The 23,802-nt window shown below is 71.4% G+C and carries 22 protein-coding genes; 11 read left to right on the top strand and 11 right to left on the bottom strand.

All coding sequences use genetic code 11. The features are described from left to right. Positions 1-2 precede the first annotated feature (2 nt). Positions 3-950: an NUDIX hydrolase gene (locus ACMCNO_RS06030; protein WP_412748408.1), complete on the bottom strand. Its 948-nt coding sequence runs from the start codon at positions 948-950 to the stop codon at positions 3-5. A 270-nt stretch (positions 951-1,220) separates the two neighbouring features. Here ACMCNO_RS06030 and ACMCNO_RS06025 point away from each other — a divergent pair, with 270 nt between their 5' ends. Then, positions 1,221-1,499, top strand: coding sequence for a PspC domain-containing protein (locus ACMCNO_RS06025; RefSeq protein ID WP_412748407.1), 279 nt, complete (start codon positions 1,221-1,223; stop codon positions 1,497-1,499). Positions 1,500-1,503: 4 nt separating this feature from the next. Here the strand turns inward: ACMCNO_RS06025 and guaA are convergent, their stop codons facing one another. Both guaA and ACMCNO_RS06015 read right to left on the bottom strand, forming a co-directional pair. Beyond that, positions 1,504-3,051 (bottom strand): glutamine-hydrolyzing GMP synthase, encoded by a 1,548-nt coding sequence (gene guaA, locus ACMCNO_RS06020; protein ID WP_412748406.1) that lies wholly within the window; start codon positions 3,049-3,051, stop codon positions 1,504-1,506. A gap of 20 nt (positions 3,052-3,071) precedes the next feature. Then, positions 3,072-4,829, bottom strand: a complete 1,758-nt coding sequence (locus ACMCNO_RS06015) for a S8 family serine peptidase (RefSeq protein ID WP_412748405.1) — start codon at positions 4,827-4,829, stop codon at positions 3,072-3,074. A 116-nt stretch (positions 4,830-4,945) separates the two neighbouring features. Between ACMCNO_RS06015 and ACMCNO_RS06010 the strand changes: the two genes are divergently transcribed. Next, complete coding sequence (locus ACMCNO_RS06010; protein WP_412748404.1) at positions 4,946-6,046, top strand: LCP family protein; 1,101 nt, start codon at positions 4,946-4,948, stop codon at positions 6,044-6,046. Here the strand turns inward: ACMCNO_RS06010 and ACMCNO_RS06005 are convergent. From ACMCNO_RS06005 to guaB, 3 genes are all read right to left on the bottom strand, one after another. Beyond that, positions 6,043-7,473, bottom strand: a complete 1,431-nt coding sequence (locus ACMCNO_RS06005) for a M1 family metallopeptidase (protein WP_412748403.1) — start codon at positions 7,471-7,473, stop codon at positions 6,043-6,045. The two genes, ACMCNO_RS06010 and ACMCNO_RS06005, sit on opposite strands and share 4 nt — an antisense overlap. A gap of 64 nt (positions 7,474-7,537) precedes the next feature. Beyond that, a complete protein-coding gene (locus ACMCNO_RS06000) occupies positions 7,538-8,656 on the bottom strand; it encodes a GuaB3 family IMP dehydrogenase-related protein (RefSeq protein WP_412748402.1) in 1,119 nt (372 codons plus the stop codon). A 33-nt stretch (positions 8,657-8,689) separates the two neighbouring features. Continuing rightward, positions 8,690-10,177 carry an IMP dehydrogenase gene (guaB, locus tag ACMCNO_RS05995; protein WP_412748401.1) on the bottom strand — a complete coding sequence of 496 codons (1,488 nt, stop codon included), beginning with the start codon at positions 10,175-10,177 and terminating at the stop codon, positions 8,690-8,692. Positions 10,178-10,305: 128 nt separating this feature from the next. Between guaB and ACMCNO_RS05990 the strand changes: the two genes are divergently transcribed. Beyond that, entirely contained in the window at positions 10,306-10,701 is a 396-nt protein-coding gene (locus ACMCNO_RS05990) for a DUF5319 domain-containing protein (RefSeq protein WP_412748400.1), read from the top strand. A 30-nt stretch (positions 10,702-10,731) separates the two neighbouring features. Here the strand turns inward: ACMCNO_RS05990 and ACMCNO_RS05985 are convergent, their stop codons facing one another. Next, positions 10,732-11,583, bottom strand: a complete 852-nt coding sequence (locus ACMCNO_RS05985) for a response regulator transcription factor (protein WP_412748399.1) — start codon at positions 11,581-11,583, stop codon at positions 10,732-10,734. Between the two features lie 231 nt (positions 11,584-11,814). On the opposite strand from ACMCNO_RS05985, the gene ACMCNO_RS05980 reads away from it, so the two are divergent. Next, entirely contained in the window at positions 11,815-12,204 is a 390-nt protein-coding gene (locus ACMCNO_RS05980) for a WhiB family transcriptional regulator (RefSeq protein ID WP_412748398.1), read from the top strand. A gap of 163 nt (positions 12,205-12,367) precedes the next feature. Here ACMCNO_RS05980 and ACMCNO_RS05975 read toward each other — a convergent pair whose 3' ends face one another. The 3 genes from ACMCNO_RS05975 to groES all read right to left on the bottom strand — a co-directional run bounded on the left by ACMCNO_RS05975 (position 12,368) and on the right by groES (position 16,246). Then, complete coding sequence (locus ACMCNO_RS05975) at positions 12,368-13,984, bottom strand: molybdopterin-dependent oxidoreductase (RefSeq protein ID WP_412748397.1); 1,617 nt, start codon at positions 13,982-13,984, stop codon at positions 12,368-12,370. Between the two features lie 229 nt (positions 13,985-14,213). Beyond that, positions 14,214-15,860: a chaperonin GroEL gene (groL, locus tag ACMCNO_RS05970; protein ID WP_412748396.1), complete on the bottom strand. Its 1,647-nt coding sequence runs from the start codon at positions 15,858-15,860 to the stop codon at positions 14,214-14,216. A 71-nt stretch (positions 15,861-15,931) separates the two neighbouring features. After that, positions 15,932-16,246 carry a co-chaperone GroES gene (gene groES / locus ACMCNO_RS05965; RefSeq protein ID WP_082771855.1) on the bottom strand — a complete coding sequence of 105 codons (315 nt, stop codon included), beginning with the start codon at positions 16,244-16,246 and terminating at the stop codon, positions 15,932-15,934. A 231-nt stretch (positions 16,247-16,477) separates the two neighbouring features. On the opposite strand from groES, the gene ACMCNO_RS05960 reads away from it, so the two are divergent. From ACMCNO_RS05960 to ACMCNO_RS05930, 7 genes are all read left to right on the top strand, one after another. Then, on the top strand, positions 16,478-17,653 hold the full coding sequence (locus ACMCNO_RS05960; RefSeq protein WP_412748395.1) for a THUMP-like domain-containing protein: 1,176 nt from the start codon (positions 16,478-16,480) through the stop codon (positions 17,651-17,653). Positions 17,654-17,769: 116 nt separating this feature from the next. Beyond that, positions 17,770-18,252, top strand: a complete 483-nt coding sequence (gene ybaK / locus ACMCNO_RS05955) for a Cys-tRNA(Pro) deacylase (protein ID WP_412748394.1) — start codon at positions 17,770-17,772, stop codon at positions 18,250-18,252. 378 nt (positions 18,253-18,630) lie between these two features. After that, complete coding sequence (locus ACMCNO_RS05950; protein ID WP_412748393.1) at positions 18,631-19,734, top strand: sugar ABC transporter substrate-binding protein; 1,104 nt, start codon at positions 18,631-18,633, stop codon at positions 19,732-19,734. A gap of 136 nt (positions 19,735-19,870) precedes the next feature. Further along, positions 19,871-20,674 carry an ATP-binding cassette domain-containing protein gene (locus ACMCNO_RS05945; RefSeq protein ID WP_412748392.1) on the top strand — a complete coding sequence of 268 codons (804 nt, stop codon included), beginning with the start codon at positions 19,871-19,873 and terminating at the stop codon, positions 20,672-20,674. After that, positions 20,671-21,933, top strand: a complete 1,263-nt coding sequence (locus ACMCNO_RS05940; protein WP_412748391.1) for a sugar ABC transporter permease — start codon at positions 20,671-20,673, stop codon at positions 21,931-21,933. Before ACMCNO_RS05945 ends, ACMCNO_RS05940 begins: the two co-directional genes overlap by 4 nt. Before the next feature lie 31 nt (positions 21,934-21,964). Further along, a complete protein-coding gene (locus tag ACMCNO_RS05935; protein WP_412748390.1) occupies positions 21,965-23,191 on the top strand; it encodes an ROK family transcriptional regulator in 1,227 nt (408 codons plus the stop codon). Between the two features lie 45 nt (positions 23,192-23,236). Further along, on the top strand, positions 23,237-23,500 hold the full coding sequence (locus tag ACMCNO_RS05930) for a DUF1707 domain-containing protein (protein ID WP_412753633.1): 264 nt from the start codon (positions 23,237-23,239) through the stop codon (positions 23,498-23,500). A gap of 45 nt (positions 23,501-23,545) precedes the next feature. Here the strand turns inward: ACMCNO_RS05930 and ACMCNO_RS05925 are convergent, their stop codons facing one another. Continuing rightward, on the bottom strand, positions 23,546-23,800 hold the full coding sequence (locus ACMCNO_RS05925) for a hypothetical protein (protein WP_412748389.1): 255 nt from the start codon (positions 23,798-23,800) through the stop codon (positions 23,546-23,548). Between the last annotated feature and the right edge of the window lie 2 nt (positions 23,801-23,802).

The raw sequence follows: 23,802 nt of genomic DNA, 5'->3' as shown, positions 1-23,802 counted from the left end.
TCCTACGTTAGCCGCGCGGCCTTCAGCGCCTCCGCCGTGACTTCCGTGAGCTGGTTCACGGGCAGCTCGGTGACGTCGGTCAGGGGCATCCAGCACGCCTCGGAGGTGGAGCCGCCGACATCCCGCACGATCACCTCGGTGGGTGCCTCGACCACGACCCGGTAGAACGCCCGGACGCCGTGCCAGTCGATCGGGTAGCCCTCGGGGCCCAGCGAGGCGGCGTCGCGGTGGCTGGCGACGCCGAGCAGCTCGACGAGGCGCCCGACCTGGCCGGTCTCCTCCGCCAGCTCCCGGATGAGGGCGGTGCCGGGCTGCTCGCCGTAGTCGGTGCCGCCGCCGGGCAGGTGCCAGCAGCCGGCGCCGGGGTAGCCGGGGGCGATGCGGGTGAGCAGCAGCCGGTCGTCCGGGTCGGTGGCGATCGCGTACGCCGCGAAGCGCTGCGCACGGTGCAGTCCGTCCGGCCCGGGGTAGGCGTAGAACGACGGGAAGTCCGGCACCTCTTCCGGGCGCAGGTCGGCGGAGGCGGCGGACAGGCCGAGGGCGGCGGCGGTGAACGGGCGCAGCTTGAGCCGTTCCGCCTCGTCGGGGGTGTGCCAGCGGGCCAGGTCGGTGGAGCGCCCGGCCCGGTCGCAGAGGGTGCCGCCGCGGACGGACACCTCGTACACGAGTCGGTCGGTGTGGATGGTGACGCCGCGGTGCGGCAGCGAGCGCATGTCCGCGAGGACGTCGCGCAGGCCGGTGACGGCGACGGACAGGCCGGTCTCGGCCGCGGTCTCGCGGACGACGGTGTGGTTCGGGTCTTCGCCGTGGTCGACGGCGCCACCGGGGAGGGACCAGACCCCGGGGGTTCCGGAGCGCGAGGAGGCCCGGACCAGAAGGACCCGGCCTTCCGGGTCGGTCGCGACGGCGTAGGCCGCGATCCTGCGGAGTGGTTCGAGCGCGGGAGTCACGGCGGGATTCTCCCCGGGTTATGTCACCTGGAATGAAGGTCTGTCGGATTCCTGACAGGGCGATAGCGCTGCGTAGCCGCAGATCAGGGCAGCTTCGCCCACAATCGGCGATCACCAGGTCACGTTCTGCAACCTCATTATGACACCGCTCCGGGGTGTCTGAGCAATGCCGGTGCCGGGCGATCCGCGCGACCCGGAGACGGAAGTCAGGGCCCGGATCGGGGCGGTCACCGAGGCGCGCGGGGCACCCCGGCGCCCACTCTGGGAGGCATGACTGAACCGACTGTGTCGTACAAGCAGCTGCGCCGGCCGACCGGCGACCGCGTCCTGGCCGGGGTGTGCGGTGGCCTCGGCCGCTACTTCGGCGTCGACCCCGTGGTGGTCCGCGTCGGCTTCGCGGTGCTGGCCATCGTCACCGGGGGCACGGCGCTGCTGGCGTACCCGGTCCTGTGGCTGATCATGCCCGAGGAGCCGCGGCCTGCCGCGCCGGTGTGGCCCGGCCCGGCCGACCCCGCCTGGGATCAGCAGCCCGGCGCCCCGGTGGCGTGACGGGTCACTCCCACTCGATCGTGCCCGGCGGCTTGCTGGTCACGTCGAGCACCACCCGGTTGACCTCGGGCACCTCGTTCGTGATGCGGGTCGAGATCCGCGCGATGACGTCGTACGGCAGCCGCGACCAGTCCGCGGTCATGGCGTCCTCGCTGGAGACCGGCCGCAGCACGACGGGGTGCCCGTAGGTCCGGCCGTCGCCCTGCACGCCGACGCTGCGCACGTCCGCCAGCAGCACCACCGGGAACTGCCAGACGTCGCGGTCCAGGCCGGCGGCGGTCAGCTCCTCGCGCGCGATCAGGTCGGCGGCACGCAGCACGTCCAGCCGCTCCCGGTCCACCGCGCCGATGATCCGGATGGCCAGGCCGGGGCCGGGGAACGGGTGGCGCTGCACGATCTCCTCGGGTAGGCCCAGCTCCGCGCCGAGCGCGCGTACCTCGTCCTTGAACAGCGTGCGCAGCGGCTCGACCAGCGCGAACTTCAGGTCCTCCGGGAGGCCGCCGACGTTGTGGTGGCTCTTGATGTTGGCCGTGCCGGTGCCGCCGCCGGATTCCACCACGTCCGGGTAGAGGGTGCCCTGCACCAGGTATTCCACGTGGCGCTCGGCGTCTACCTCGCGGGCCGCCTGCTCGAAGACGCGGATGAACTCCCGGCCGATGATCTTGCGCTTCTGCTCGGGGTCCGTGACCCCGGCCAGGTGACCCAGGAAACGGTCCGCCGCGTCGACCACCTTCAGCCGGATCCCGGTGGCCGCGACGTAGTCCTTCTCCACCTGCTCGGCCTCGCCGGCACGCAGCAGGCCGTGGTCGACGAAGACGCAGGTGAGCTGGTCGCCGACCGCCTTGTGCACCAGCGCCGCGGCGACCGCCGAGTCGACCCCGCCGGACAGCCCGCAGATCACCTGCTTGTCGCCGACCTGGGCGCGGATCGCGGCGACCTGTTCCTCGATGATGTTCGTCGGGGTCCAGGTCGGCTCGATGCCCGCGATGTCGTACAGGAACCGGCGCAGCACCTCCTGGCCCTGCTCGGTGTGCGCCACCTCGGGGTGGAACTGCACCCCGGCCCGGCGCGCCGCCAGGTCCTCGAACGCGGCCACGGGAGCGCCGGGCGACGACGCGGTCACCGCGAAACCGGCCGGGGCGACCGCCACGCTGTCGCCGTGGCTCATCCACACCGGCAGGCCGGGCGGAAGCTCCCGCAACAGGGTGCCGCTCTGCGTGGTCAGCAAGGTACGGCCGTACTCGCGGGCGCCGGTCTGGGCCACCTCGCCGCCCAGGGCCCGGGCCATCGCCTGGAAGCCGTAGCAGATGCCGAAGACCGGCACGTCGCTGTCGAACAGCCCCGGGTCGAGCGCCGGGGCGCCCTGCTCGTACACGCTGGAGGGCCCGCCCGACAGGATGATCGCGGCCGGATCCTTGGCCAGCATCTCGGCGACCGGCATCGAGTGCGGCACGATCTCCGAATACACCCGCGCTTCCCGGACCCGGCGGGCGATCAGCTGGGCGTACTGGGCGCCGAAGTCGACGACGAGGACCGGGCGGGGTGTGCTCATGACGGCCGAGTTTACCGGCGTCAGCGATACCACTTCCGGGCCGGGCCGGTGTGCACGTTGCCCAGCGAGTCGTAGGCGCGGACCCGTACCGTCATGGACTTTCCGTACTTCCAGGTCTGGACCTTGAATTTGTGCCGGGCCACGGCGCCGGGGGCCTGCGACGTGGGCACCAGGTACTGCTGGGTGACCTTGCCGTCCACCACCAGCTCCATCCGCGCGACCCCGTGGCGGTCGGTCGCCTCCGCGGTGACGTACTTCGTACGGCGGATATGGCGGGTGCGGTTCGCCGGGGCCTTGGTCACGGTCACCTCCGGGCCGGTGGTGTCCACCTGCACGGTGCGGCGGACGGTCGCCGCGTTGCCCGCCCGGTCGAACACCCGCAGCACCAGGGTCGTCGTGCCGTTGCGGGGGGCCGCCGCCCAGCGCAGGACGTACGGGGCGGTGACGTCCGAGGCCACCACGCTGCCGTTGACCAGCAGCTGGACCCGGCTGACGCCGAGGTTGTCGGCTGCCGAGGCGCCGACATTCACCACGCCCCCGACCAGGGCGGAAGGTGCGGGAGTGCGGAACGACACCCGCGGCGCCGCGGTGTCCGACATGGCGGACAGGGCGGTCGCCGCGTCGATGCGGCCCCAGGTCAGCCAGTCCGCGGACAGCTGCCGGGCCGAGGCGGTCAGCACCGAACGGATCTTCGTTGCCGTCGGGGCGGGAGAGGTACCCGCCAGCAGCGCCGCGACACCGGCCACCATCGGCGTGGCCGCCGAGGTGCCGCAGAACACCACGATCGAGGTGTCCTTGGCCTGCGCCGGGTTGCAGCCGGGCGCGGCGACGTCGACCCAGCTGCCGTAGTTCGACCAGGAGTAGCGGGCGTCCGTCGAGGTCGAGGCAGCCACCGACAGCACCGCCGGGATCGCGGCCGGGTAGTGCCGGGTCCTGCTGCCGTCATTGCCCGCGGCAGCCACCACCAGGGCGCCCTTGTTCGTCGCGTACGTGACCGCGTCGCGCATCAGCTGGCTGTCGGCCGTACCGCTCAGCGACAGATTGATGATGTCGGCTCCCCGGTCGGCGGCCCACCGGATGCCTTTGATGATGTCGGAGTAGTCACCGGCCCCGTTGCTGTCCAGCACCTTGACCGGGAGGATCCGGCAGGCCCAGCAGACGCCCGCGATGCCCGCACCGTCGTTGCCGCCCGCGGCCGCCACCCCCGCGACCTCGGTGCCGTGCCCGTTGTCGTCGGCGGCGTTGGTGTCGTTGTTGACGAAGTCGTAGCCCCGCAGCAGGCGACCGGCCAGGTCGGGGGTCAGGCTCACCCCGGTGTCGACCACGGCGATCACGACGTCGCTGGAGCCCTGCGTGGTCGACCAGGCGGTGCTGACGCGGGTCTTCCGCACCCCCCACTGATACGAGTACCCGGGATCGTTCGGGGCGAGCGCGGCCGCATGCGCGACGTGGTCCAGCTCGACGTAGCGGACGGCCGGGTCGGTGCGCAGCGCGGCGGTGGCCGCGGCGGCCTGGTCGGCGGGGACGTCCACGGCGACCGCGTCGGCCAGCGGGGCGCTGTCCACGACGTCGACCCGCTCGTCGAGCCGGTCCACCACGTCGGTTCCGGTGCCTGCGGTCGCGGCGGTGCCCTGAGCCGTCACCGCGCCGTCCGCGGCACGCAGGCCGACGATGAGCGACACCGCCGGAGCCGGATCGTCGGCGCGTGCCGGGCTGCCGACCCCGATCAGACCCCCGGCCACCAGGCCGACCGCCAACGTCGCTACGCCAGCCCGCATCTACGTACCTCCAGCGCGAAACGCCGGCCCAGTGTCCGGCTTCCCCACCGTCGGCGGACATTCCTGTAGCCGAGGAGCGGATCGGTGGCGATCGTGTTGCGAGCTATCTTCGCGCTGTGCGTAAACAGCAGATGATCTGGACGGCGGCCGTGGTGGCGTTCCTGGTGCTTGCCGGTGGGGGTGTCGCGTACGCGCTGCACACCCGCACCGCGGGCAACGGCGCGGCTGCCGCGACGGCGTCCGCAGCCCCCTCCGCCCCCGCGTCCCCCGCCCCCTCCGCCTCGTCGGCACCGCCGCCCGGCGCCGAGGTCACCGGGCCTCTCGACCTGCTGCTGCTCGGGGTCGACACCCGGGTCAGCATCCCGGACTGGCAGCCGCACTCCGACGCGATCATGCTGCTGCACCTGGAACGCGGCCTCGACCAGGGCTACCTGTACTCGCTCCCCCGCGACCTGCGGGTCAACATCCCGGCGTTCCCGAAATCCGGCTTCAAGGGCGGCCGATACAAGATCACCGAGGCGATGAGCCGCGGCGCGAAGGTGCCCGGCAGCGACAAGGCCAACGTCCAGCAGGGGTACGAACTGCTGGTCAAGACGATCTCGGCGTACACGGGGATCAAGACGTTCCAGGCCGGGGCGATCCTCAACTTCGGTGGTCTGGAGAAGCTCACCGACGCGCTCGGCGGGGTCACCATGAAGATCGACCAGAAGGTCGTCTCGATCCACCGCCGCCCGGACGGGGGCAAGCGCACGCTGCAACGCGGAGGCGGTGGGTACGTCGGCCCGCAGGCCGTGTACCTGCCCGGCACCCGCAACCTGGTCGGCTGGCAGGCCATCGACTACGCCCGGCAGCGCTACACCGCGGGCGGGGACTACACCCGGCAGCGCCACCAGCGCCAACTCGTCCGGGCGCTGGTCAGCAAGGCCCTCGACGCGGGCTACGCGACGGACCCGGCCAAGCTGCAGTCCGTGCTCACCGCGCTCGGCGACAGCCTGGTCTACCTGGGCGGGCGGACCCCGCTGGAGTACGCGAGCGCGCTGGGCACCCTGAAGCCGGCGCAGCTGACCCTGGTCGGCCTGCCCGGGGACGCGGTCGGCAGTGGCGGCCACTACCTCGGCGAACAGCTGCTTCCGGCGGGCAAGGGCTTCCTGAAGGCGGTCGCCGCCGACCAGGCCGGCACCTACCTCGCCAAGCACCCGGAGCTGGTCAACCGCTAGGGATGTGGCGGCTTGGTGGTGCCGAACAGCCACGCCTGGAACACCGGGTCCAGATCGGTGCCACCGGCCGCCTGTTCCGCGGCGGCCATGAACTCCGTCGTGGTGACGTTGCCGTCGCGGTGCTGCGCCGCCCACGACTTGAGCAGCCCCGCGAACGCGGTGTCCCCCATCGCACGGCGCAGCGCGTACAGGGTCATGGCCCCCCGGTCGTAGACCGCGGGGTCGAAGATCCCGTCCGGGCCCGGCTTCCCGGTGGGCTCCGACCAGTCCTTGAACTTCGCGTACGTGCGGTCGAAGCTCTGCGCCACGGTGGCCGTGCCCTCGTGCTCCTGCCACAGCCACTCCGCGTACGTGGCGAAGCCCTCGTTGAGCCAGATGTCCTGCCAGCGTTCCAGGGCGAGGCTGTCGCCGTACCACTGGTGGCCCAGCTCGTGGGCGACCACGCCGGTGTTCACGCCGCCGGAGAAGAACGTGTCGCCGTACACCGGGCGCGACTGCGTCTCCAGCGCGTAGTCGAGCCGCTCGTCGGCGACCACCACCCCGCCGTTCGCGTCGAACGGGTACGGCCCGAACTGGGTCGCGAGGAAGTCCGTGATCTCGCCGGTGGAGGCCAGCGACTTCGCCGCGGGACCGTTCGCGGGCACCGACGCGGGCACGCCCACGATCATCGGTTTCCCGCCGTGGGTGCCCGTGGTGATGCGGTACTGCCCGATCGCCACCGTGGCGAGGTAGCTGGCCATCGGTGCGCCCTCCGACCAGGTCCAGGTCGTCCACCCGGCGGCGTTGGTCCGCTTCCCCGGCACCCCGTTACTGATCACCTCGAGACCGTCCGGCACGGTCATGGCCAGCCGGAACGTCGCCTTGTCCGACGGGTGGTCATTGACCGGGAACCAGGTGCTGGCCGACTCGGGCTGACCCACGGCGAACGCGCCGTCCGCGGTACGGAACCAGCCGCCCTTGCCGAGCGCTTCGTTGTTCAGCGGCTCGGGCACCCCGGCATACCGCACCACCACGGTGAACGCGCGGTCCTTGAGCAGACCGGCGGCCGGAGTGACCACGAGTTCGTTGCCCTCGGCCCGGCTGGTGGCCGCGCGCCCGTTGACGGTCACCTCGGAAGCGGCCAGGTGGGCCAGGTCGAGGTTGAACCGGGACAGGTCCTGCGTCGCGGTGGCGGTGATCGTGGCGGTGCCGCTCAACCGGCCGGTGCCGGGGTCGAAACGCAGCGCGAGGTCGTATTCGCCGACGTCGTACCCGCCGTTGCCGTACGTCGGGAAGTACGGGTCACCGGCGCCGGGAGCGCCCGGGCTGAAGCTCGGCACCCGGCTCGCCGCCGGTCCGGAGGGGCGATCGGCGGTGGATTTTCCCCCGCCGGTGCAGCCGCCAGCCGCGAGAACGATGACGATGCCGGCCGCTAGCCCCCGTTTCATGACCACGAATCTACCGATCCGGCGCCACGGCGGACGCCAGCGCCGCGAAACGGCCCGGCTCCGGTCAGCGGTCGAGAACCAGCGCGACCTTCTGGAACTCCTTGAGGTCGCGGTATCCGCACTTGGCCATGGCCCGCTTCAGCCCGCCGAAGAGGTTGAGCTGGCCGTCCGGGCGGTCCGCGGGGCCGTACAGGATCTCCTCGAGGGTGCCGTCCGGCTCACCCGCGATGCAGAAGCCGCCGCGGGGCAGGTTGGGGTGGCTGGCCGCGGAGTGCCACCAGGCACCACCCGCGGGGGCGCCGTCGGCCAGCGACAGCGGCTCGCCCAGCATGACCGCGTCCGCCCCGCAGCCGATGGCCTTGGCGATGTCACCCGAGGTGGAGATGCCGCCGTCCGCGATGAGGTGCACGTACCGGCCGCCGGTCTCGTCGAGGTAGTCCCGGCGGGCCGCGGCGGCGTCCGCGATCGCGGTGGCCATCGGCACCCGGATGCCGAGCACGGTGTCCGTGGTCGACCACTCGTCCGCGCCCACGCCGACGATGACCCCGGCCGCGCCGGTGCGCATCAGGTGCAGCGCGGTCTTGTAGTCCGTGCAGCCGCCGACAATGACCGGCAGGTCCAGGTCGGCGATGAACTCCTTGAGGTTGAGCGGCTCGTCCGTGGTCGACACGTGCTCGGCCGACACCAGGGTGCCCTGGATGACCAGCAGATCGACGCCGGCGTCGAGGACCACCGGGGCGAGCGTGAGGGTGTGCTGCGGCGACACCCGCACGGCGACGGTCACCCCGCCCTCGCGCATCGCGCGGACCCGCTCGGCGATCAGCTCCGGGCGGATCGGCTCCGCGTACACCTCCTGGAGCCGCTTGGTGGCGTCGGCGTCGGCGTCGAGCGAGGCCAGCTCTTCGAGGATCTTGGTGGGGTCCTCGTACCGGGTCCACAGGCCCTCGGCGTTGAGCACGCCCAGGCCGCCGAGGCGGCCCAGGGCGATCGCCGCCTCCGGGCTCATGGTCGCGTCCGACGGGTGCGCGACGCAGGGGATCTTGAACGGGTACGCGTCGACCCGCCACTCGGTGGACACGTCGTCGACGTCGCGGGTGCGCCGGCTGGGCACGATCGCGATGTCGTCGAGGTGGTAGCCGCGCTGGGCGGTCTTCCCGAGACCGATCTCCACGACGTCACGCATGTCTGTTCCCTTATCGCGGGTGCTGGTTGAGGGCTATCGGGAGTGGTAGTTCGGGGCTTCGACGGTCATCTGGATGTCGTGCGGGTGGCTCTCCTTGAGCCCCGCCGCCGTGATCCGGATGAGCTGCCCGCGCTGCTGCAGGTCGGGGATGGTCTCGGCACCGACGTAGCCCATGGAGGCGCGCAGGCCGCCGATGAGCTGGTGCGCCACCCGCGACAGCGGCCCACGGTACGGAACCTGGCCCTCGACGCCCTCGGGGACCAGCTTGTCCTCGTTGACGTCCTGCTGGAAGTAGCGGTCCTTGGAATAGGACTTGGCCTGCCCGCGCGACTGCATCGCGCCGAGCGAGCCCATGCCCCGGTACTGCTTGAACTGCTTGCCGTTAATGAAGATCAGGTCGCCGGGGCTCTCCTCGCACCCGGCCAGCAGGCTGCCGAGCATGACCGTCTCGGCGCCCGCGACGATCGCCTTGGCGATGTCGCCGGAGTACTGCACGCCGCCGTCCGCGATGACCGGCACCCCGGCCGGGGTGCAGGCCCGCGCGGCCTCCATGATCGCGGTGATCTGCGGAACGCCGACCCCCGCGACCACCCGGGTGGTGCAGATCGCGCCGGGGCCCACCCCGACCTTGACCGCGTCGGCACCGGCGTCGACCAGCGCCTTGGCCCCCGCGTAGGTGGCGATGTTGCCGCCGACCACATCGACCGCGGTGTCCTTCTTGACCCGGGCGACCATCTCCAGCACCGCCCGCTGATGGCCGTGCGCGGTATCCACGATCACGACGTCGACACCCGCGTCCACCAGCGCCCGGGCCCGCTTGTACGCGTCCTCGCCGACGCCGACGGCCGCGGCCACCCGCAGCCGTCCCTGCGGGTCCTTGGCGGCGTTCGGATACTGCTCACTCTTGGTGAAGTCCTTGACCGTGATCAGACCGCGCAGGCGGCCGACGCCGTCCACCAGGGGCAGCTTCTCGATCTTGTGCTGTTGCAGCAGGGCCAGGGCCTCGTCCTTGCTGACCCCCACCGGGGCGGTGACCAGCGGCATCTTCGTCATGACGTCGCGGACCTTGACCGAGTGGTCGGTGACGAAGCGCATGTCGCGGTTGGTGACGATGCCGACCAGAGTCCCGTCGCCGTCGACCACGGGCGCCCCGGAGATGCGGTACTTGCCGCAGAGCGCGTCCACCTCGCGCAGCGTGTCCTCGGGGCTGCAGGTGATCGGATTGGTGATCATGCCCGATTCCGACCGCTTCACCAGGTCGACCTGGGTCGCCTGGTCCTCCAGCGAGAGGTTGCGGTGCAGCACGCCGATGCCGCCCTGGCGGGCCATGGCGATCGCCATCCGCGCCTCGGTGACCGTGTCCATCGCGCTGGACAGCAGCGGGATGGAGAGCTCGACGTTGCGGGTCAGGCGGGTGATCGTGTTGACCCGGCTCGGCACGACGTCGGACTCGCCTGGCTGCAACAGAACGTCGTCGAAGGTGAGACCCAGAGGTACGGTGCGGGCGGAGTCTGTGTCCACGAATCATCCCCGGTGGCGCTCGACGCTGGTGGAAGGTTTCATCCTACCCATGGACCGGGGCGGCCCATCTCGCCGGACAGCCCCGTGCGGCCCACCACACAGAGCCCCGGACTAGGTACGGTGAACACGTGCAGGAAGAACCGATCGACCCGTTCAACGGCGACCCCGCCGACCCGGCCGCGGGCCTCGAGGACATCACCGACGATGCCGAGAACGACCCGCTGACCGAGTCCGAACGCCAGGACGTCCTCGAGGACCTCTCTGACCTGGAGATCTACCAGGCGCTACTGAGTCCGACAGGCATCCGCGGGCTGGTCATCGAGTGCGAGGACTGCCACGAGCCGCACTACTTCGACTGGGACCTGCTTCGCGGCAACCTGCGTCACCTGCTCAGCAGCGGCCGACCCCGGGTACACGAGCCCGCGTACGACCCGGATCCCGATCACTACGTCACCTGGGAGTATGCCCGCGGCTACGCCGACGGTGTGCACGACACGCTCACCGAGGGTACGGACGACGACTGAGACCGGCGCCGCCCGTACCCGATCGGGTGGTTAAGCGACCAGTCCCGCCCGGAAACCGGCGGCGACGGCGTGGGCCCGGTCCCGGGCGCCCAGCTTGCGGAAGAGCCGCCGGGCGTGGGTCTTGACCGTGTCCTCGGAGACGAACAGCTCCCGGCCGATCTCGGCGTTGCTCTTGCCGTCGGCCATGCCCCGCAGCACCTGCAGCTCACGCTCCGTCAAGGTCAGCCGCCGGCCCGCGGGCGCGGCCTCCGCCACCCCGACCGGCGAGCCCTCGTTGGCGGGCCAGGCGGCGGGCCGCCCGGTGGCCGGGTCCAGCGGGACGTCGCCGCGCTGCACCGGCACCATCGGCGAGTTCGGCAGCATCGCGGGGATCGGACCGCCGTTGCCCGCGCCCATGCCCAGGCCGTCGCGGTGCATCCCGCGGGAGGCGGGCGAGTTGTTGTTCCGGGCGGCGCCGGCGACCGTGGCCGGCTGGGCGTTCGCGCTGTTGATCGGCATGCCACCCTGGGGCCGTACCGGAAGCAGCAGGAGCAGCAGGGCCTTGGCGACCACGCTGACCAGGTCATGTTCGACCCCGCGGATGACGCCCCGGGCGCCCGCGGCGACGGACGCCGCGGCGACCCGCGGGTCTTCGGCACCGAACAGGACGACCTGCGCCTGCGGGGCGCGGGCGAGGACCCGCCGGGTGAACCCGACGCTGTCCGGCCGGGTCACGGCGGTATCGGCCAGGACGATCTCTGCGGGCCGCTCGGCCAGTCGGATCATGGCCTCGGTCTCGCTGACGGCGGTCCGGACGACCCCGGTCATGCCGAGCCGGGCCGCGGTGGACGCGACGGTCTGGGCCGCCAGCGGAGTTCGGACGCACACGAGGACGGTACGCACAGTGATCCTCCTTCTCTCTCAGAGGAGATCACGCAACGGCCGCAGCATTACGCGCTTTAGATGGAAAAAACGGGAAAGATCCCCACGGCTTGCGGCAGCGATGGGATACGGCTGGGGAAGACATCGACACAACGGGTGTGAGGCAGGTACCCCCGGGGTACACGGGCCGTAGGCCAGTGACCGGCCCGGAACGGACCACACTCCGCGGTGCCGCGCGGAAGGAGGGTGTTGATGTCGAACCTTCGCAGACTGCCCGGTGCCATCGCCGACCGATGGGACTGGCAGCGACTCGGCCGGTGCCGGGGGCGCGACAGCGCCCAGTTCTTCCACCCGGACGGCGAACGCGGATCGTCGCGCAACCGCCGGGAGGCCAACGCCAAGGCCGTGTGCCGGGCGTGCCCGGTACGCGCCGAGTGCGCGGCCCACGCGCTCGCGGTCCGGGAACCGTACGGAGTCTGGGGAGGATTCAGCGAGACGGAACGGCTGCGGCTGCTGGCGGTCGGCTGGGACGACCTCGCCGACCGGCGTCACGGACGGGTGGACCTTGCTCGGCTCGAGGCACGCCTCGGCGGGCCCCACAAGACGGCCGTACCGACGCAACGGCGGGCCCCCGCGGCCTGACGCCGCGCGACGATGCGCGGCATGTCGGCACAGTTCCCGGCGTGGTCCCCGGAGAGGGGCCACGCCGAAGTGTTGAGCGGCTCTTCAAGAGCACCGGTGGACATGCAAGCCACCGTACGAGCGAATTCGGGGCCCAAGTCGGACGCAAAGTGCGTCTTTCGGGTTACTGGACGCTGAGCGTCACGCTGTGCCAGCCGGTGGCGCCGTCCGGCTCCGGCGGGGCGGGAGTGCTCGGCTGCGTGGCGCCGGTCGTGTCGGTCGCGCGTACCCGGATGGTGTGCCGGCCGGGGGCGGCCGTCCACGGCAGAAACCACTGTCGCCAGGTGTCCGCCGACACCGTGTCGGCCAGCGTGGCGGCCTGCCACGCCCCGCCGTCGATCTGCACTTCGACCTTGGCTATGCCGCGGTGCTGGGCCCACGCGACACCAGCGACCACCATCTCCCCGGCCGGGCGCTTCGCGCCGTCACGGGGAGTGTCGATGCGCGACTGCGTCTTGATCGGAGCCTGCTGCGCCCACCCGCGCGGCACCCAGTACGCGTCGAAGTCCGCGAACCGGGTCAGCTCCAGCTCCACCACCCACTTGCAGGCGGAGACGTAGCCGTACAGGCCGGGGACCACCAGCCGCACCGGGAAGCCGTGCTCGACCGGCAGCGGGCGGCCGTTCATACCGATCGCGAGCAGGGCGTCGCGGCCGTCGCGCAGCACGGAGGTGGGACTGCCACAGGTCCAACCGTCCACGGAACGCTGCACCACCTGGTCGGCGTCCGGCTGCGGGTCGGCCTCGTCGAGCAGGGTCTTGACCGGAACACCGAGCCAGCGGGCGTTGCCGATCAGGTCGCCGCCCACCTCGTTGGAGACGCAGGCCAGCGTCACGTACCGCTCGATCATCGGGCGGCGCAGCAGGTCGTCCCAGGTCAGCGTGATCGGGTTACGGACCATCCCGTGCACCCGCAACCGCCACGTCGCCGGGTCGACCTGCGGCGGGTACAGCGCGGTGTCGATCCGGTAGAAGTCCTCGTTCGTCGAGACGTACGGCGTCACGCCGCGGACCTGCGCGGCGGCGGGCACCGGGCGGGCGGGCGACACCGGGGCGGGCAGCAACACAGCGTTGCGGGCCGCGTTGACCGCGCGGCGGCCGGTCAGCAGCCGCCCGGCGACGCCACTGACCGCGGCGACCCCCGCCGCGATCCCGAGGCCCTGCAGGAATCGCCGCCTGCCGACCCATGGGCGCGTTGCGGGGCCCGCGCCATCCGCTCCGCCGCCCGCCGGAGCGTCGCCTGCCCGAGCAGTGCCCGCTGGGCGGCCGACCGTCGCGTCGGTGGTCGCGGCATCCGATGCGTCCGGCGGTGCCGGGTCGACCGCCCAGGTCAGCAGAATGCGCAGCGTCAGTGCCGCTGCTGCCGCGGCGACCAGGGCGGGCAGGGCCGCCAGGGGTCCGGCGTCGTGTCGGGTCACCGCGGCGGCCACGCCGACCGCACCGAACAGGGCGATCCCGGCCAGCGCCCACCGCCACGACCGCAGTGCCAGCACCCCGACCCCGTAGGCGTAGGCGCCCAGCAGCAGGGCCGTACCCGTGATCAGGGCGGTTTTGTCGTGCACGCCGAAGATCGCGACGCCGGCGTTCTTGACCGGGCCCGGCACGGTGTCGACGACGACGCCCCCGACGGCCAGCAGCGGCGCGGACAGCGGTCCGGTCGCCACCGCGATGACCTCGGCGACACCGAGCGCGACCGCGGCCGACGCGACACCGGCCAGCCCGGCCCGGACGGAGAGCTTCACCCCCCTATCCTGCCCCCGCCACCGCCCACCCTCGCACCGGCGCCAGGCGCTCGATCTTGATGATTTCCGGTGCGGCGCTAACCAGAAATCATCAACGTCCAGCCGGACCAACCAGGTTGGCGAAACCGCGCGAAGGCAGTGCCACACCGAGCCGGGCACGGCGAGGTGGGCGGGTATGGAAAAGGCGCGCCGGGTGACCGGCGCGCCTTTCCGTGGAGCTGATTCCGGGTCAGAAGCCCGGGCCGTGCTGGTGGCCGTGACCGTGGCCGTGGCCGTGCCCGCCCGCCGCGGCGGGCTCCGGGTCCTTCGGCTTCTCCACCACGAGGCTCTCCGTGGTGAGCAGCAGCCCGGCGATCGAGACGGCGTTGGAGACCGCGTTGCGGGTCACCTTGACCGGGTCGATGATGCCGGTCGCGGCCAGGTCGACGTACTTGTCGGTGGCGGCGTCCAGGCCGTGACCCCAGTCGAGGTCAGCGACCTTGCCGACCACCACGTAGCCGTCGTGGCCCGCGTTCTGCGCGATCCAGCGCAGCGGCTCGACGAGCGCCTTGCGGACGATCGCCACGCCGCTGGCCTCCTCGCCGGAGAGGCCGAGGCTGCCGTCGAGCACCGAGGTGATCTGCGCGAGCGCGGCGCCGCCACCGGGGACGGTGCCTTCCTCGACCGCCGCCTTGGTCGCCGCGATGGCGTCCTCGATGCGGTGCTTGCGCTCCTTCATCTCGACCTCGGTGGCGGCACCGACCTTGATGACCGCCACGCCACCGGAGAGCTTGGCCAGCCGCTCCGACAGCTTCTCCTTGTCCCAGTCGGAGTCCGACGCCTCGATCTCCTTGCGGATCTGCGCGACGCGGTCCTCCACCTCGGACTTCTGGCCGCCGCCGTCGACGATCGTGGTGTTCTCCTTGTCGACCACCACGCGCCGGGCGGTGCCCAGCATCTCCAGGGTGACCTGGTCCAGCTTGTAGCCCAGCTCGGGGGCGACCAGCTCGCCACCGGTGGCGATCGCCAGGTCCTGCAGCATCGCCTTGCGCCGGTCGCCGAAGCCGGGGGCCTTGACGGCCACGACCTTGACGGTCTTGCGCAGCGCGTTGACGACCAGGGTGGACAGTGCCTGACCCTCGACGTCCTCGGCGATGATGAGCAGCGGCTTACCGGACTGGACGACCTTCTCCAGCAGCGGCAGCAGCTCCTCGATGCTGGCGATCTTCTGCGTGCTGATGAGGAGGTACGCATCCTCCAGCACGGCTTCCTGCGACTCGGCGTCGGTCACGAAGTTCGGCGAGATGAAGCCCTTGTCGAACTGCAGGCCCTCGGTGACCTCGAGCTCGGTGCTGAGGGCGGAGCCCTCCTCCACCGTGATCACGCCGTCGCGGCCGACGCGGTCCATCGCCTGGGCGATGAGCTCGCCGATCGCGGCGTCCTGCGCGGAGATGGTGGCCACGTTCGCGATGGCCTTGTGGTCCGCGACCTCGACCGCCTTGTCGAGCAGGGCCTTGGAGACCGCCTCGGCGGCCGCGTCCATGCCCCGCTTGAGGGCGATCGGGTTGGCACCCGCGGTCACGTTGCGCAGGCCCTCGCGGACGAGCGCCTGGGCGAGCACGGTCGCCGTGGTGGTCCCGTCGCCGGCGACGTCGTTGGTCTTGGTCGCCACCTCCTTGACCAGCTGGGCCCCGAGGTTCTCGTACGGGTCGGTGAGGTCGATCTCCTTGGCGATGGTGACGCCGTCGTTGGTGATCGTGGGCGCGCCGAACTTCTTGTCGAGGACGACGTTGCGGCCCCGCGGGCCCAGGGTGACCTTGACCGTGTCGGCGAGCGCGTTGACGCCGTGCTCCAGCAGGTGCCGGGCGTCGTCAGAGAAACTGAGGATCTTCGCCATGTATAGGTCCCTTCACGCACCACCGCCTCGGTCCGGTACACCGGACCGAGGCGGTCAGCACTGTCAGTAGGTCACTTCTCGATGACCGCGAGGACGTCGCGGGCGGAGAGCACCAGGTACTCCTCGCCGGCGTACTTGACCTCGGTGCCGCCGTACTTCGAGTACAGGACCGTCTCGCCGACCTTGACGTCAACCGGGATCCGGTTGCCCTTGTCGTCGATGCGGCCGGGGCCGACAGCGAGGACGGTGCCCTCCTGCGGCTTCTCCTTGGCGGTGTCGGGGATCACGATGCCCGACGCCGTGGTCGTCTCAGCCTCGTTCGCCTGGACCACGATGCGGTCCTCGAGCGGCTTGATCGCAACCTTGGTCGCGGTAGTCACGGGCATACCCTCCTGGGGTACTTGGTGTCGTCGCCGACCAGCTGGCCGGCCGGATGCCTCATGCCACCGGGCGGGGCCGTCGTCGCGGGTGCCGGTCCGCCTGGCGCTCGCCGTGCGGCCCCGGCGGGTCCGCGCGGCTGGCACCCTCGTAGTGAGAGTGCTAATCGGAGATTATGCCGGGACTGGCACTCCGTCAAGGAGAGTGCCAACACGCCCCACCCGCGAGAATGACTCCCCGTGAACCTGGAACTGCTGGCAGCACTGCGCACCGCCGAGGGGTCGGCCGCCCTCGTGGCCGCCGCCGAGGTCTCCGGCGCCGACCCCCTCGCCGCCGCCGCGCGGCTACGCGCCCGCGGCGTGCCGCCGCCGCTGGCCGCGGCCGCGCTCACCCAGGCCGAACTGCGCCGCCGCGCCGCCGCCAAGTTCGGCGCGGCGGCCGCCGCGATGTTCTTCACCCGGGCGGGCCTGGAGCAGGCCACCCGCGCGGTGGTCGCCGACCGGCGGGCGGCCCGGCTGCGCGCCGCCGGGGTCACCACCCTGACCGATCTGGGCTGCGGGCTGGGCGCGGACGCGCTGGCCGCGGCCCGCGCCGGCATCCAGGTGTACGCGGTGGACGCCGACCCGCTGACCGCCGCGCTGGCCGCGGCGAACGCCGCCGCCGCCGGGCTGGACAGGCTGATCACGGTCGCGTGCGCCGACGCGACGACCGTGGACCTCGCGGGCGCGGACGCGGTCTTCGCCGACCCGGCCCGGCGCACCGGCCGGGGCCGGGCCATGAACCCCGACTCGTGGTCGCCGCCGTGGGGCTTCGTCGCGGGACTGCCCGCCCGGGTGCCGCGTACCGTCCTGAAACTGGCGCCGGGCATCGACCACGCCCTGCTGCCCCCAGGGGCCGAGGGTGAGTGGGTCAGCGTCGACGGCGACCTCGTCGAGGCCGCGTTCTGGTGCGGCCCGCTGGCGACGGTGCCGCGCCGGGCCACCGTGCTGCGCGGCGCGGAGCCGGTCACGCTGACCGGCTCCGGGAGCGCGGCCGCGGCGGTGGGCCCGGTCGGGGCGTACCTGTACGACCCGGACCCGGCGGTGGTCCGCGCCCATCTGGTCGCGGAGTTCGCCGCCGGTATCGGCGGGCGCCTCGCCGACCCTCAGATCGCGTACGTCTACACCGACGACCCGGTCGACACGCCGCTCGGGCGACGGCTGGCGGTGACCGACGTGCTGCCGTTCTCGCTGAAGCGGCTGCGGGCGCTGCTGCGGGAGCGGGGCGTCGGGCGGCTGGAGATCCGCAAGCGCGGCTCGGCGCTGGAACCGGAGCGGCTGCGCCAGGATCTGCGACTGTCCGGTCCGAACGCCGCGTCGCTGGTGCTGACCCGGATCGCGGATGCGCCGACGGCCTTGCTGTGCGCGGCTCCGTGACCCCCGACACCACACTGAGGACATCGCCACCCCGCACTGAGGACGCCGGGTACCAACCGGCGGGAGACACTGTGGCGCGCGGCGTCGCGGGCGCCGCGGGACGCTAGCCTTCGCGCGTGGCGAAGAAGAGCGCGGGCACCCCCGCGACGGCGCTGCTGAGCGCCGAGAAGGTGGCGTACGAGCTGCACCCGTACGAGGTCTCGCCGGACGCGCCGAACTACGGCGCCCTGGTGGCGGCGGCCCTCGGGGTCGACCCGCACCGGCTGTTCAAGACGCTCATCACCGACGTCGACGGCGAGCTGACCGTCGCGGTCGTACCCGTGACCGGCGATCTGGACCTCAAGGCCCTGGCCGCGGCGGTCGGCGGCAAGCGCGCCACGCTCGCGGACCGGGCGGCGGCCGAGCGCAGCAGCGGGTACGTACGAGGCGGGATCAGCCCGCTGGGGCAGCGGCGGCGCTTACCCACAGTAATCGACGACTCTGCGCTGGACCTTGATCAGATGGTTATCTCCGCGGGCCGCCGCGGGCTTCAAGTTTCGCTCAAGCCCGCCGATCTGGTCCGGCTGACTGCCGCGACAGTCGCGGCAATCCGGTCCTGATCTGGACATACCCACCCAGCAAAAGGTTCCGTTACGACACCGTTACCCCACGAGCCCGATCTTTTACCCGAGATCGGGCAAGTTGGGACCCGCGAGTGACCTAGCGTCGCTTTGTGGGGCAACTCAAGCGATCGGCAACGCCGGGAGCGAATCGCCAGACATGGCGCAAGCCCGTCTGTCACAGGCGCGTTGCCGGATTGTTATCGCGGACAACAAAATCGAGCCGCGCCACATCTTGTGCCATGCGGCACAGCGGGAATACGTTGCCCGACACAACAAACCGGCTCCTGATCCACGGCGTCTGGGGAGCGACACTCCCGGCAGCGCACACCCACAGAGTCCGAGAAGCCTCGGATCACCCCGAAAGGAAACACAGGAATGCGTAAGGGACTGTTCGCCCTCGCTGCCGTCGGCCTGGTGGCCGCGGGCAGCATGGCCGCCTGCGGCAAAGACGACAACAAGTCCGGCGGCACCACCGGCGGCTCGTCGTCGGTCGGCAAGGTCGGCGTCATCCTGCCGGACACCGCCAGCTCGCAGCGGTGGGGCACCGACGACCCCAAGTACCTCAAGGCGGCGTTCGACGCGGCCGGCGTACAGGCTGACATCCAGAACGCCCAGGGTGACAAGAGCCAGTTCCAGACGATCGCGGAGGGCATGATCTCCAGCGGCGTCAAGGTCCTGATGATCGTCAACCTGGACTCCGGGACCGGTAAGGCCGTGCTCGACAAGGCCAAGGCCGCGGGTATCGCCACTGTCGACTACGACCGGCTGACCCTCAACGGCGGCGCGGACTACTACGTCAGCTTCGACAACGTGAAGGTCGGCGAGCTGCAGGGCAAGGGCCTGATCGACTGCCTGACCGCCAAGAAGTACACCAAGCCGGTGGTCGCGGAGCTGAACGGTTCCCCGACGGACAACAACGCCACGCTGTTCGCGCAGGGCTACAACTCCCAGCTCGACCCGAAGTACGCCTCGGGCGAGTACACCAAGGGCCCGAACCAGTCCGTTCCGGACTGGGACAACGCGCAGGCCGGCACGATCTTCGAGCAGATGCTCACCCAGAACAAGAACATCAAGGGTGTGCTCGCCGCCAACGACGGCCTCGGCAACGCGGCCATCCAGGTGCTCAAGAAGAACAAGCTGAACGGCCAGGTCCCGGTCACCGGCCAGGACGCCACCGTCCAGGGTCTGCAGAACATCCTCGTCGGCGACCAGTGCATGACCGTCTACAAGGCCATCAAGCAGGAGGCCGACGCGGCTGCCGCGCTCGCCATCTCGCTGGCCAAGGGCGAGGCGCCGACCACCGCCACCGGCACGGTCACCGACCCGGAGTCGAAGAAGGAGGTCAAGTCCGTGCTGCTGACCCCGAAGTCCATCACCAAGGCGAACGTCAAGGACGTTGTCGCGGACGGCTTCGTGACCAAGGACCAGCTCTGCACCGGTGAGTACGCCAAGCTGTGCACCGAGGCCGGCATCAGCTGACCTGAGTCGCAGCAGCTGACGACGGCGCCGCTCACGCCCACCAGCGTGGGCGGCGCCGGGCGTCGCTCCCACCCCCTGGAGCGCACCGCCAGGCGCACCGCCCCGCACCCGGTCACCCAGCGAAGGAGAACCACCCGTGGCCGCGACACCTCTTCTGGAGCTGCGCGGAGTCGACAAGAGTTTCGGCCCCGTACAGGTCCTGCACGACGTCGCCTTGAACGTCTATCCCGGCGAGGTCACCGCACTCGTCGGCGACAACGGCGCCGGCAAGTCGACGATGGTCAAATGCATCAGCGGCATCTACTCGATCGATGCGGGATCGGTGCTCTTCGACGGCAAGGAAGTAGCGATCCACAGCCCCCGCGACGCGTCGGCGCTGGGCATCGAGGTCGTGTACCAGGACCTCGCGCTCTGCGACAATCTGGACATCGTCCAGAACATGTTCCTCGGGCGGGAGAAGAAGCGGGGCGTCGTCCTGGACGAGCCCACCATGGAGCAGATGGCCGGCGAGACGCTCAAGAGCCTCTCCGTCCGTACGGTGAAGTCCCTGCGCCAGCACGTCTCCAGCCTGTCCGGTGGCCAGCGGCAGACCGTCGCCATCGCCAAGGCGGTGCTGTGGAACAGCCGGGTCGTCATCCTGGACGAGCCGACCGCCGCCCTCGGTGTCGCACAGACCGCCCAGGTGCTCGAGCTGGTCCGCCGGCTCGCCGACAACGGCCTCGGCGTCGTACTCATCTCGCACAACATGAACGACGTCTTCGCGGTCGCCGACCGGATCGCCGCGCTGTACCTCGGCCGGATGGCGGCCCAGGTCAAGACCACCGACGTGACCCACTCCCAGGTCGTCGAACTGATCACCGCCGGGCGCAGCGGCAACATCGGCCTGCCGCCCGAGAAGCCCTCCGACTTCGTCGACATCACGCCGGGAGACGACCGATGAGCACAAGCACCACCACGACCGAGGTGGGCGGCGTCCGGGTGGTCCAGCCCACCGTCGGCAGCCACGTGACGAGCTACTGGCAGCGGGTCCGCGGCGGCGACATCGGCAGCCTGGCCGCCGTCCTCGGCCTGGTCGTCCTCGTCGTGATCTTCGGCTTCGCCCGCCCGGACACGTTCCTCAGCGCGCTGAACTTCGGGAACCTCTTCTCGCAGGGCGCCGCGGTGGTCTTCATCTCGATGGGCCTGGTCTTCGTCCTGCTGCTCGGCGAGATCGACCTGTCCGCGGGCTACACCAGCGGCGTGTGCGGCGCGGTCATGGCCGTGCTGCTCACCAACCACGGCTGGAGCTGGTACACCGCCATCCCGGCCGCACTGATCACCGGCGTAATCATCGGCTCGGTGCTGGGCTTCCTGGTGGCGAAGGTCGGCATCCCGTCGTTCGTCGTCACGCTGGCCGCCTTCCTCGCCTTCCAGGGCGTGCTGCTGTTGCTGCTGGGCGGTGGCACGAACATCTCGATCCACGACTCGTTCGTTCTGGCGCTGGCCAACAAGAACATGTCGGTCGCGATGAGCTGGATCCTCGCGGTCGTCTCGGTGGGCGGCTACGCGGCCGCCCAGCTGATCAAGGTGCGCGGTCGCGCGTCCCGCGGGCTGGTCCACGACCCGATTGGCATCGTGTTCGCCCGCGTCGTCGGCCTCGGCGTCCTGGTGTTCGTGGGGACCTACTTCCTCACCCTGGAGCGGGCCATCAACCCGGCCATCAACTCCCTCAAGGGTGTGCCGATCGTCGTGCCGATCATGGCGGTGGCGGCGATCTTCTGGACCTTCGTGCTGGGCCGCACCACCTACGGCCGGCACGTGTACGCGGTCGGCGGCAACACCGAGGCCGCGCGCCGGGCCGGTATCCCGGTCGACCGGATCCGGATCTCGGTCTTCATGATCGGCTCGTTCATGGCGGCGGTCGGCGGCATCATCGCCGCCAGCCGGGCCAGCTCGGTCGACCCGAAGTCCGGCGGCAGCGACGTGCTGCTGTACTCGGTCGCGGCGGCCGTCATCGGCGGCACCAGCCTCTTCGGCGGCAAGGGCCGGATCATCGATGCCGTGCTCGGTGGCGCGGTCATCGCGGTCATCGGCAACGGCATGGGCCTGATGGACTTCAGCCCCGGCACCAAGTTCATCTTCACCGGCCTGGTGCTGCTCGCCGCCGCCGGCGTCGATGCGCTGTCCCGGCGCAGAGCGGCCGCCACCGGCAACCGATGAACACGATCCTGGGTCTGGGGACGGCGCGCTGATGCGAGCCGGCCCCAGCCAGGAGGAGGTCCGCCGGCACAACCTCGGGACCCTGCTCCGGTACGTACACGTGCACGGGGCCACCTCCCGGGCGGAACTGACCAGCCGGCTGGGGCTCAACCGCAGCACCATCGGCGCCCTCACCGCAGAGCTGGCCACGGCCGGCCTGATCAGTGAGGAAGCCCCGCGCGAAACCGGCCGGGCCGGACGACCGTCGCTGGTCGTCCGGCCCGAGTCGGCGCGGGTGTACGCGTACGCGATCAGCATCGAGGTGGACCGCATCCGCGCGGCCCGCGTCGGCCTGGGCGGCCACATCCTGGCCCGCCGGGAGGCCGAGCGGCCGCGCGGCATGCAGGTGATCGACGCGGTGCAGCCGCTGGCCGGGTTCATCCGCGACATGCACCGGGCGGTCTCCGACGACGCCCGGTGCGTCGGCGGCGGCATGGCCATCGCCGGCATGGTGCGCCGCGCCGACGGCGTGGTCCGCCTCGCCCCGACGATCGGCTGGGTCGACGAGAACGTCTCCGGCGCGCTCAGCGCCGAGCTCGGCGGCGAGCTGAGCAGTGAACTCGGCAGCGGGCTGGGCGACGGCGACCCCGGCGACGCGGGACTCTTCCTCGTCGGCAACGTCGCGGACGTGTCCGCGCTCGTGGAACACAGCCGCGGCGCCGCCGTCGGCTGCGACAACGTCATCTATCTGTACGGCGACGTGGGCGTCGGCGGCGGCATCATCGCGGGCGGCCGGCGGGTCAGCGGGCACGGCGGCTACGGCGGGGAGGTCGGCCACATGGTGGTCAACCCGCAGGGCCACCCGTGCAGCTGCGGGTCACGCGGCTGCTGGGAGACCGAGATCGGCGAGTACGCCCTGCTGCGGCTGGCCCACCGCGAGGACGAGTCCGGCAGCGAGGCCGTCCTCGAGGTCGTGGACGCGGCCCGGCGTGGCGACCGGATCGCGCGGCAGGCCGTGCGCGAGGTCGGCGACTGGATCGGCTTCGGCGTGGGCAACCTGGTGAACATCTTCAACCCCGAGGCGGTCATCTTCGGCGGCACGCTGCGCGACGTGTACCTGGTCGCCGCCGCCCAGATCCGCAGCCGGTTGAACGCGGTCGCGCTGCCCGCCTGCCGGGAGCACCTCCGGCTGCGCACTCCTGAACTGGGCACGGACGCGGCCCTGATCGGCGCGGCGGAACTGGCCTTCGAGCGGCTTCTGGAAGACCCCCTCATCTAGCCATCCCCCTGATCGCGGAAGGCGGCTACAGTGCCGGTCGTGGAGATGCGGGCGTCCGACGAGGATCGGCAGCGGATCGTGGCCGCGCTCGAGCGGCACACCGGGGCGGGACGGCTCACGCTGGACGAGTTCGCGCAGCGGGTCGACGTCGTGACGCAGGCGCGTACCCTCGGCGAGCTGGACGCCATCGTCCGTGACCTGCCCGCCGAGCCGGCGGCCGACGGGCCTCAGCGCCCGGAACTGCTGTGGGTGTTCGCCGTCGCCGTCCTGACGCTGGTCCTGCTGGGGATCTTCGTCGCCCTGCGCTAGCCGGTCGGCAGTGGCCGCGCAAGCGGCGATCACACCTTCGGGACCTCAGCGGTCGACCGGGGTGAAGTCCCAGACATGGGGCGCCCGGGCCACCAGGCGATCGGGTGGGGCCGGCAACGCGACCGGGTCATGGCGCCATGTCGAGATGACGACGATGCGGTGGTCCGTGGACGAGTAGACCTCGCTGGACACGTGCGCCGGCAACACCTCGATCGTGGGCAGCGCCTCGTCGCAGACCCAGCTCAGCAGCTCGTCGAAGCCGCTGCCCAGGGCCCGTACCTCCCACATCCGCGCGATCATGA

It is taken from the genome of Krasilnikovia sp. M28-CT-15 (assembly GCF_047159595.1).
In the GTDB taxonomy this organism is placed as follows: Bacteria; Actinomycetota; Actinomycetes; order Mycobacteriales; family Micromonosporaceae; genus Actinoplanes.
Note: the sequence above shows the minus strand (reverse complement) of the source record. Positions and strands in the feature narration are given on the sequence as shown.

What these genes read in the sequence shown, in the direction of transcription:
- ACMCNO_RS06025 (WP_412748407.1), top strand. Translation starts at nt 1,221, where the DNA reads ATGACTGAACCGACTGTGTCGTACAAGCAGCTGCGCCGGCCGACCGGC.
- guaA (WP_412748406.1), bottom strand. Translation starts at nt 3,051, where the DNA reads ATGAGCACACCCCGCCCGGTCCTCGTCGTCGACTTCGGCGCCCAGTAC.
- ACMCNO_RS06015 (WP_412748405.1), bottom strand. Translation starts at nt 4,829, where the DNA reads ATGCGGGCTGGCGTAGCGACGTTGGCGGTCGGCCTGGTGGCCGGGGGT.
- ACMCNO_RS06005 (WP_412748403.1), bottom strand. Translation starts at nt 7,473, where the DNA reads ATGAAACGGGGGCTAGCGGCCGGCATCGTCATCGTTCTCGCGGCTGGC.
- ACMCNO_RS06000 (WP_412748402.1), bottom strand. Translation starts at nt 8,656, where the DNA reads ATGCGTGACGTCGTGGAGATCGGTCTCGGGAAGACCGCCCAGCGCGGC.
- ACMCNO_RS05980 (WP_412748398.1), top strand. Translation starts at nt 11,815, where the DNA reads ATGTCGAACCTTCGCAGACTGCCCGGTGCCATCGCCGACCGATGGGAC.
- groL (WP_412748396.1), bottom strand. Translation starts at nt 15,860, where the DNA reads ATGGCGAAGATCCTCAGTTTCTCTGACGACGCCCGGCACCTGCTGGAG.
- groES (WP_082771855.1), bottom strand. Translation starts at nt 16,246, where the DNA reads ATGCCCGTGACTACCGCGACCAAGGTTGCGATCAAGCCGCTCGAGGAC.
- ACMCNO_RS05950 (WP_412748393.1), top strand. Translation starts at nt 18,631, where the DNA reads ATGCGTAAGGGACTGTTCGCCCTCGCTGCCGTCGGCCTGGTGGCCGCG.
- ACMCNO_RS05940 (WP_412748391.1), top strand. Translation starts at nt 20,671, where the DNA reads ATGAGCACAAGCACCACCACGACCGAGGTGGGCGGCGTCCGGGTGGTC.
- ACMCNO_RS05935 (WP_412748390.1), top strand. Translation starts at nt 21,965, where the DNA reads ATGCGAGCCGGCCCCAGCCAGGAGGAGGTCCGCCGGCACAACCTCGGG.
- ACMCNO_RS05930 (WP_412753633.1), top strand. Translation starts at nt 23,237, where the DNA reads ATGCGGGCGTCCGACGAGGATCGGCAGCGGATCGTGGCCGCGCTCGAG.
- ACMCNO_RS05925 (WP_412748389.1), bottom strand. Translation starts at nt 23,800, where the DNA reads ATGATCGCGCGGATGTGGGAGGTACGGGCCCTGGGCAGCGGCTTCGAC.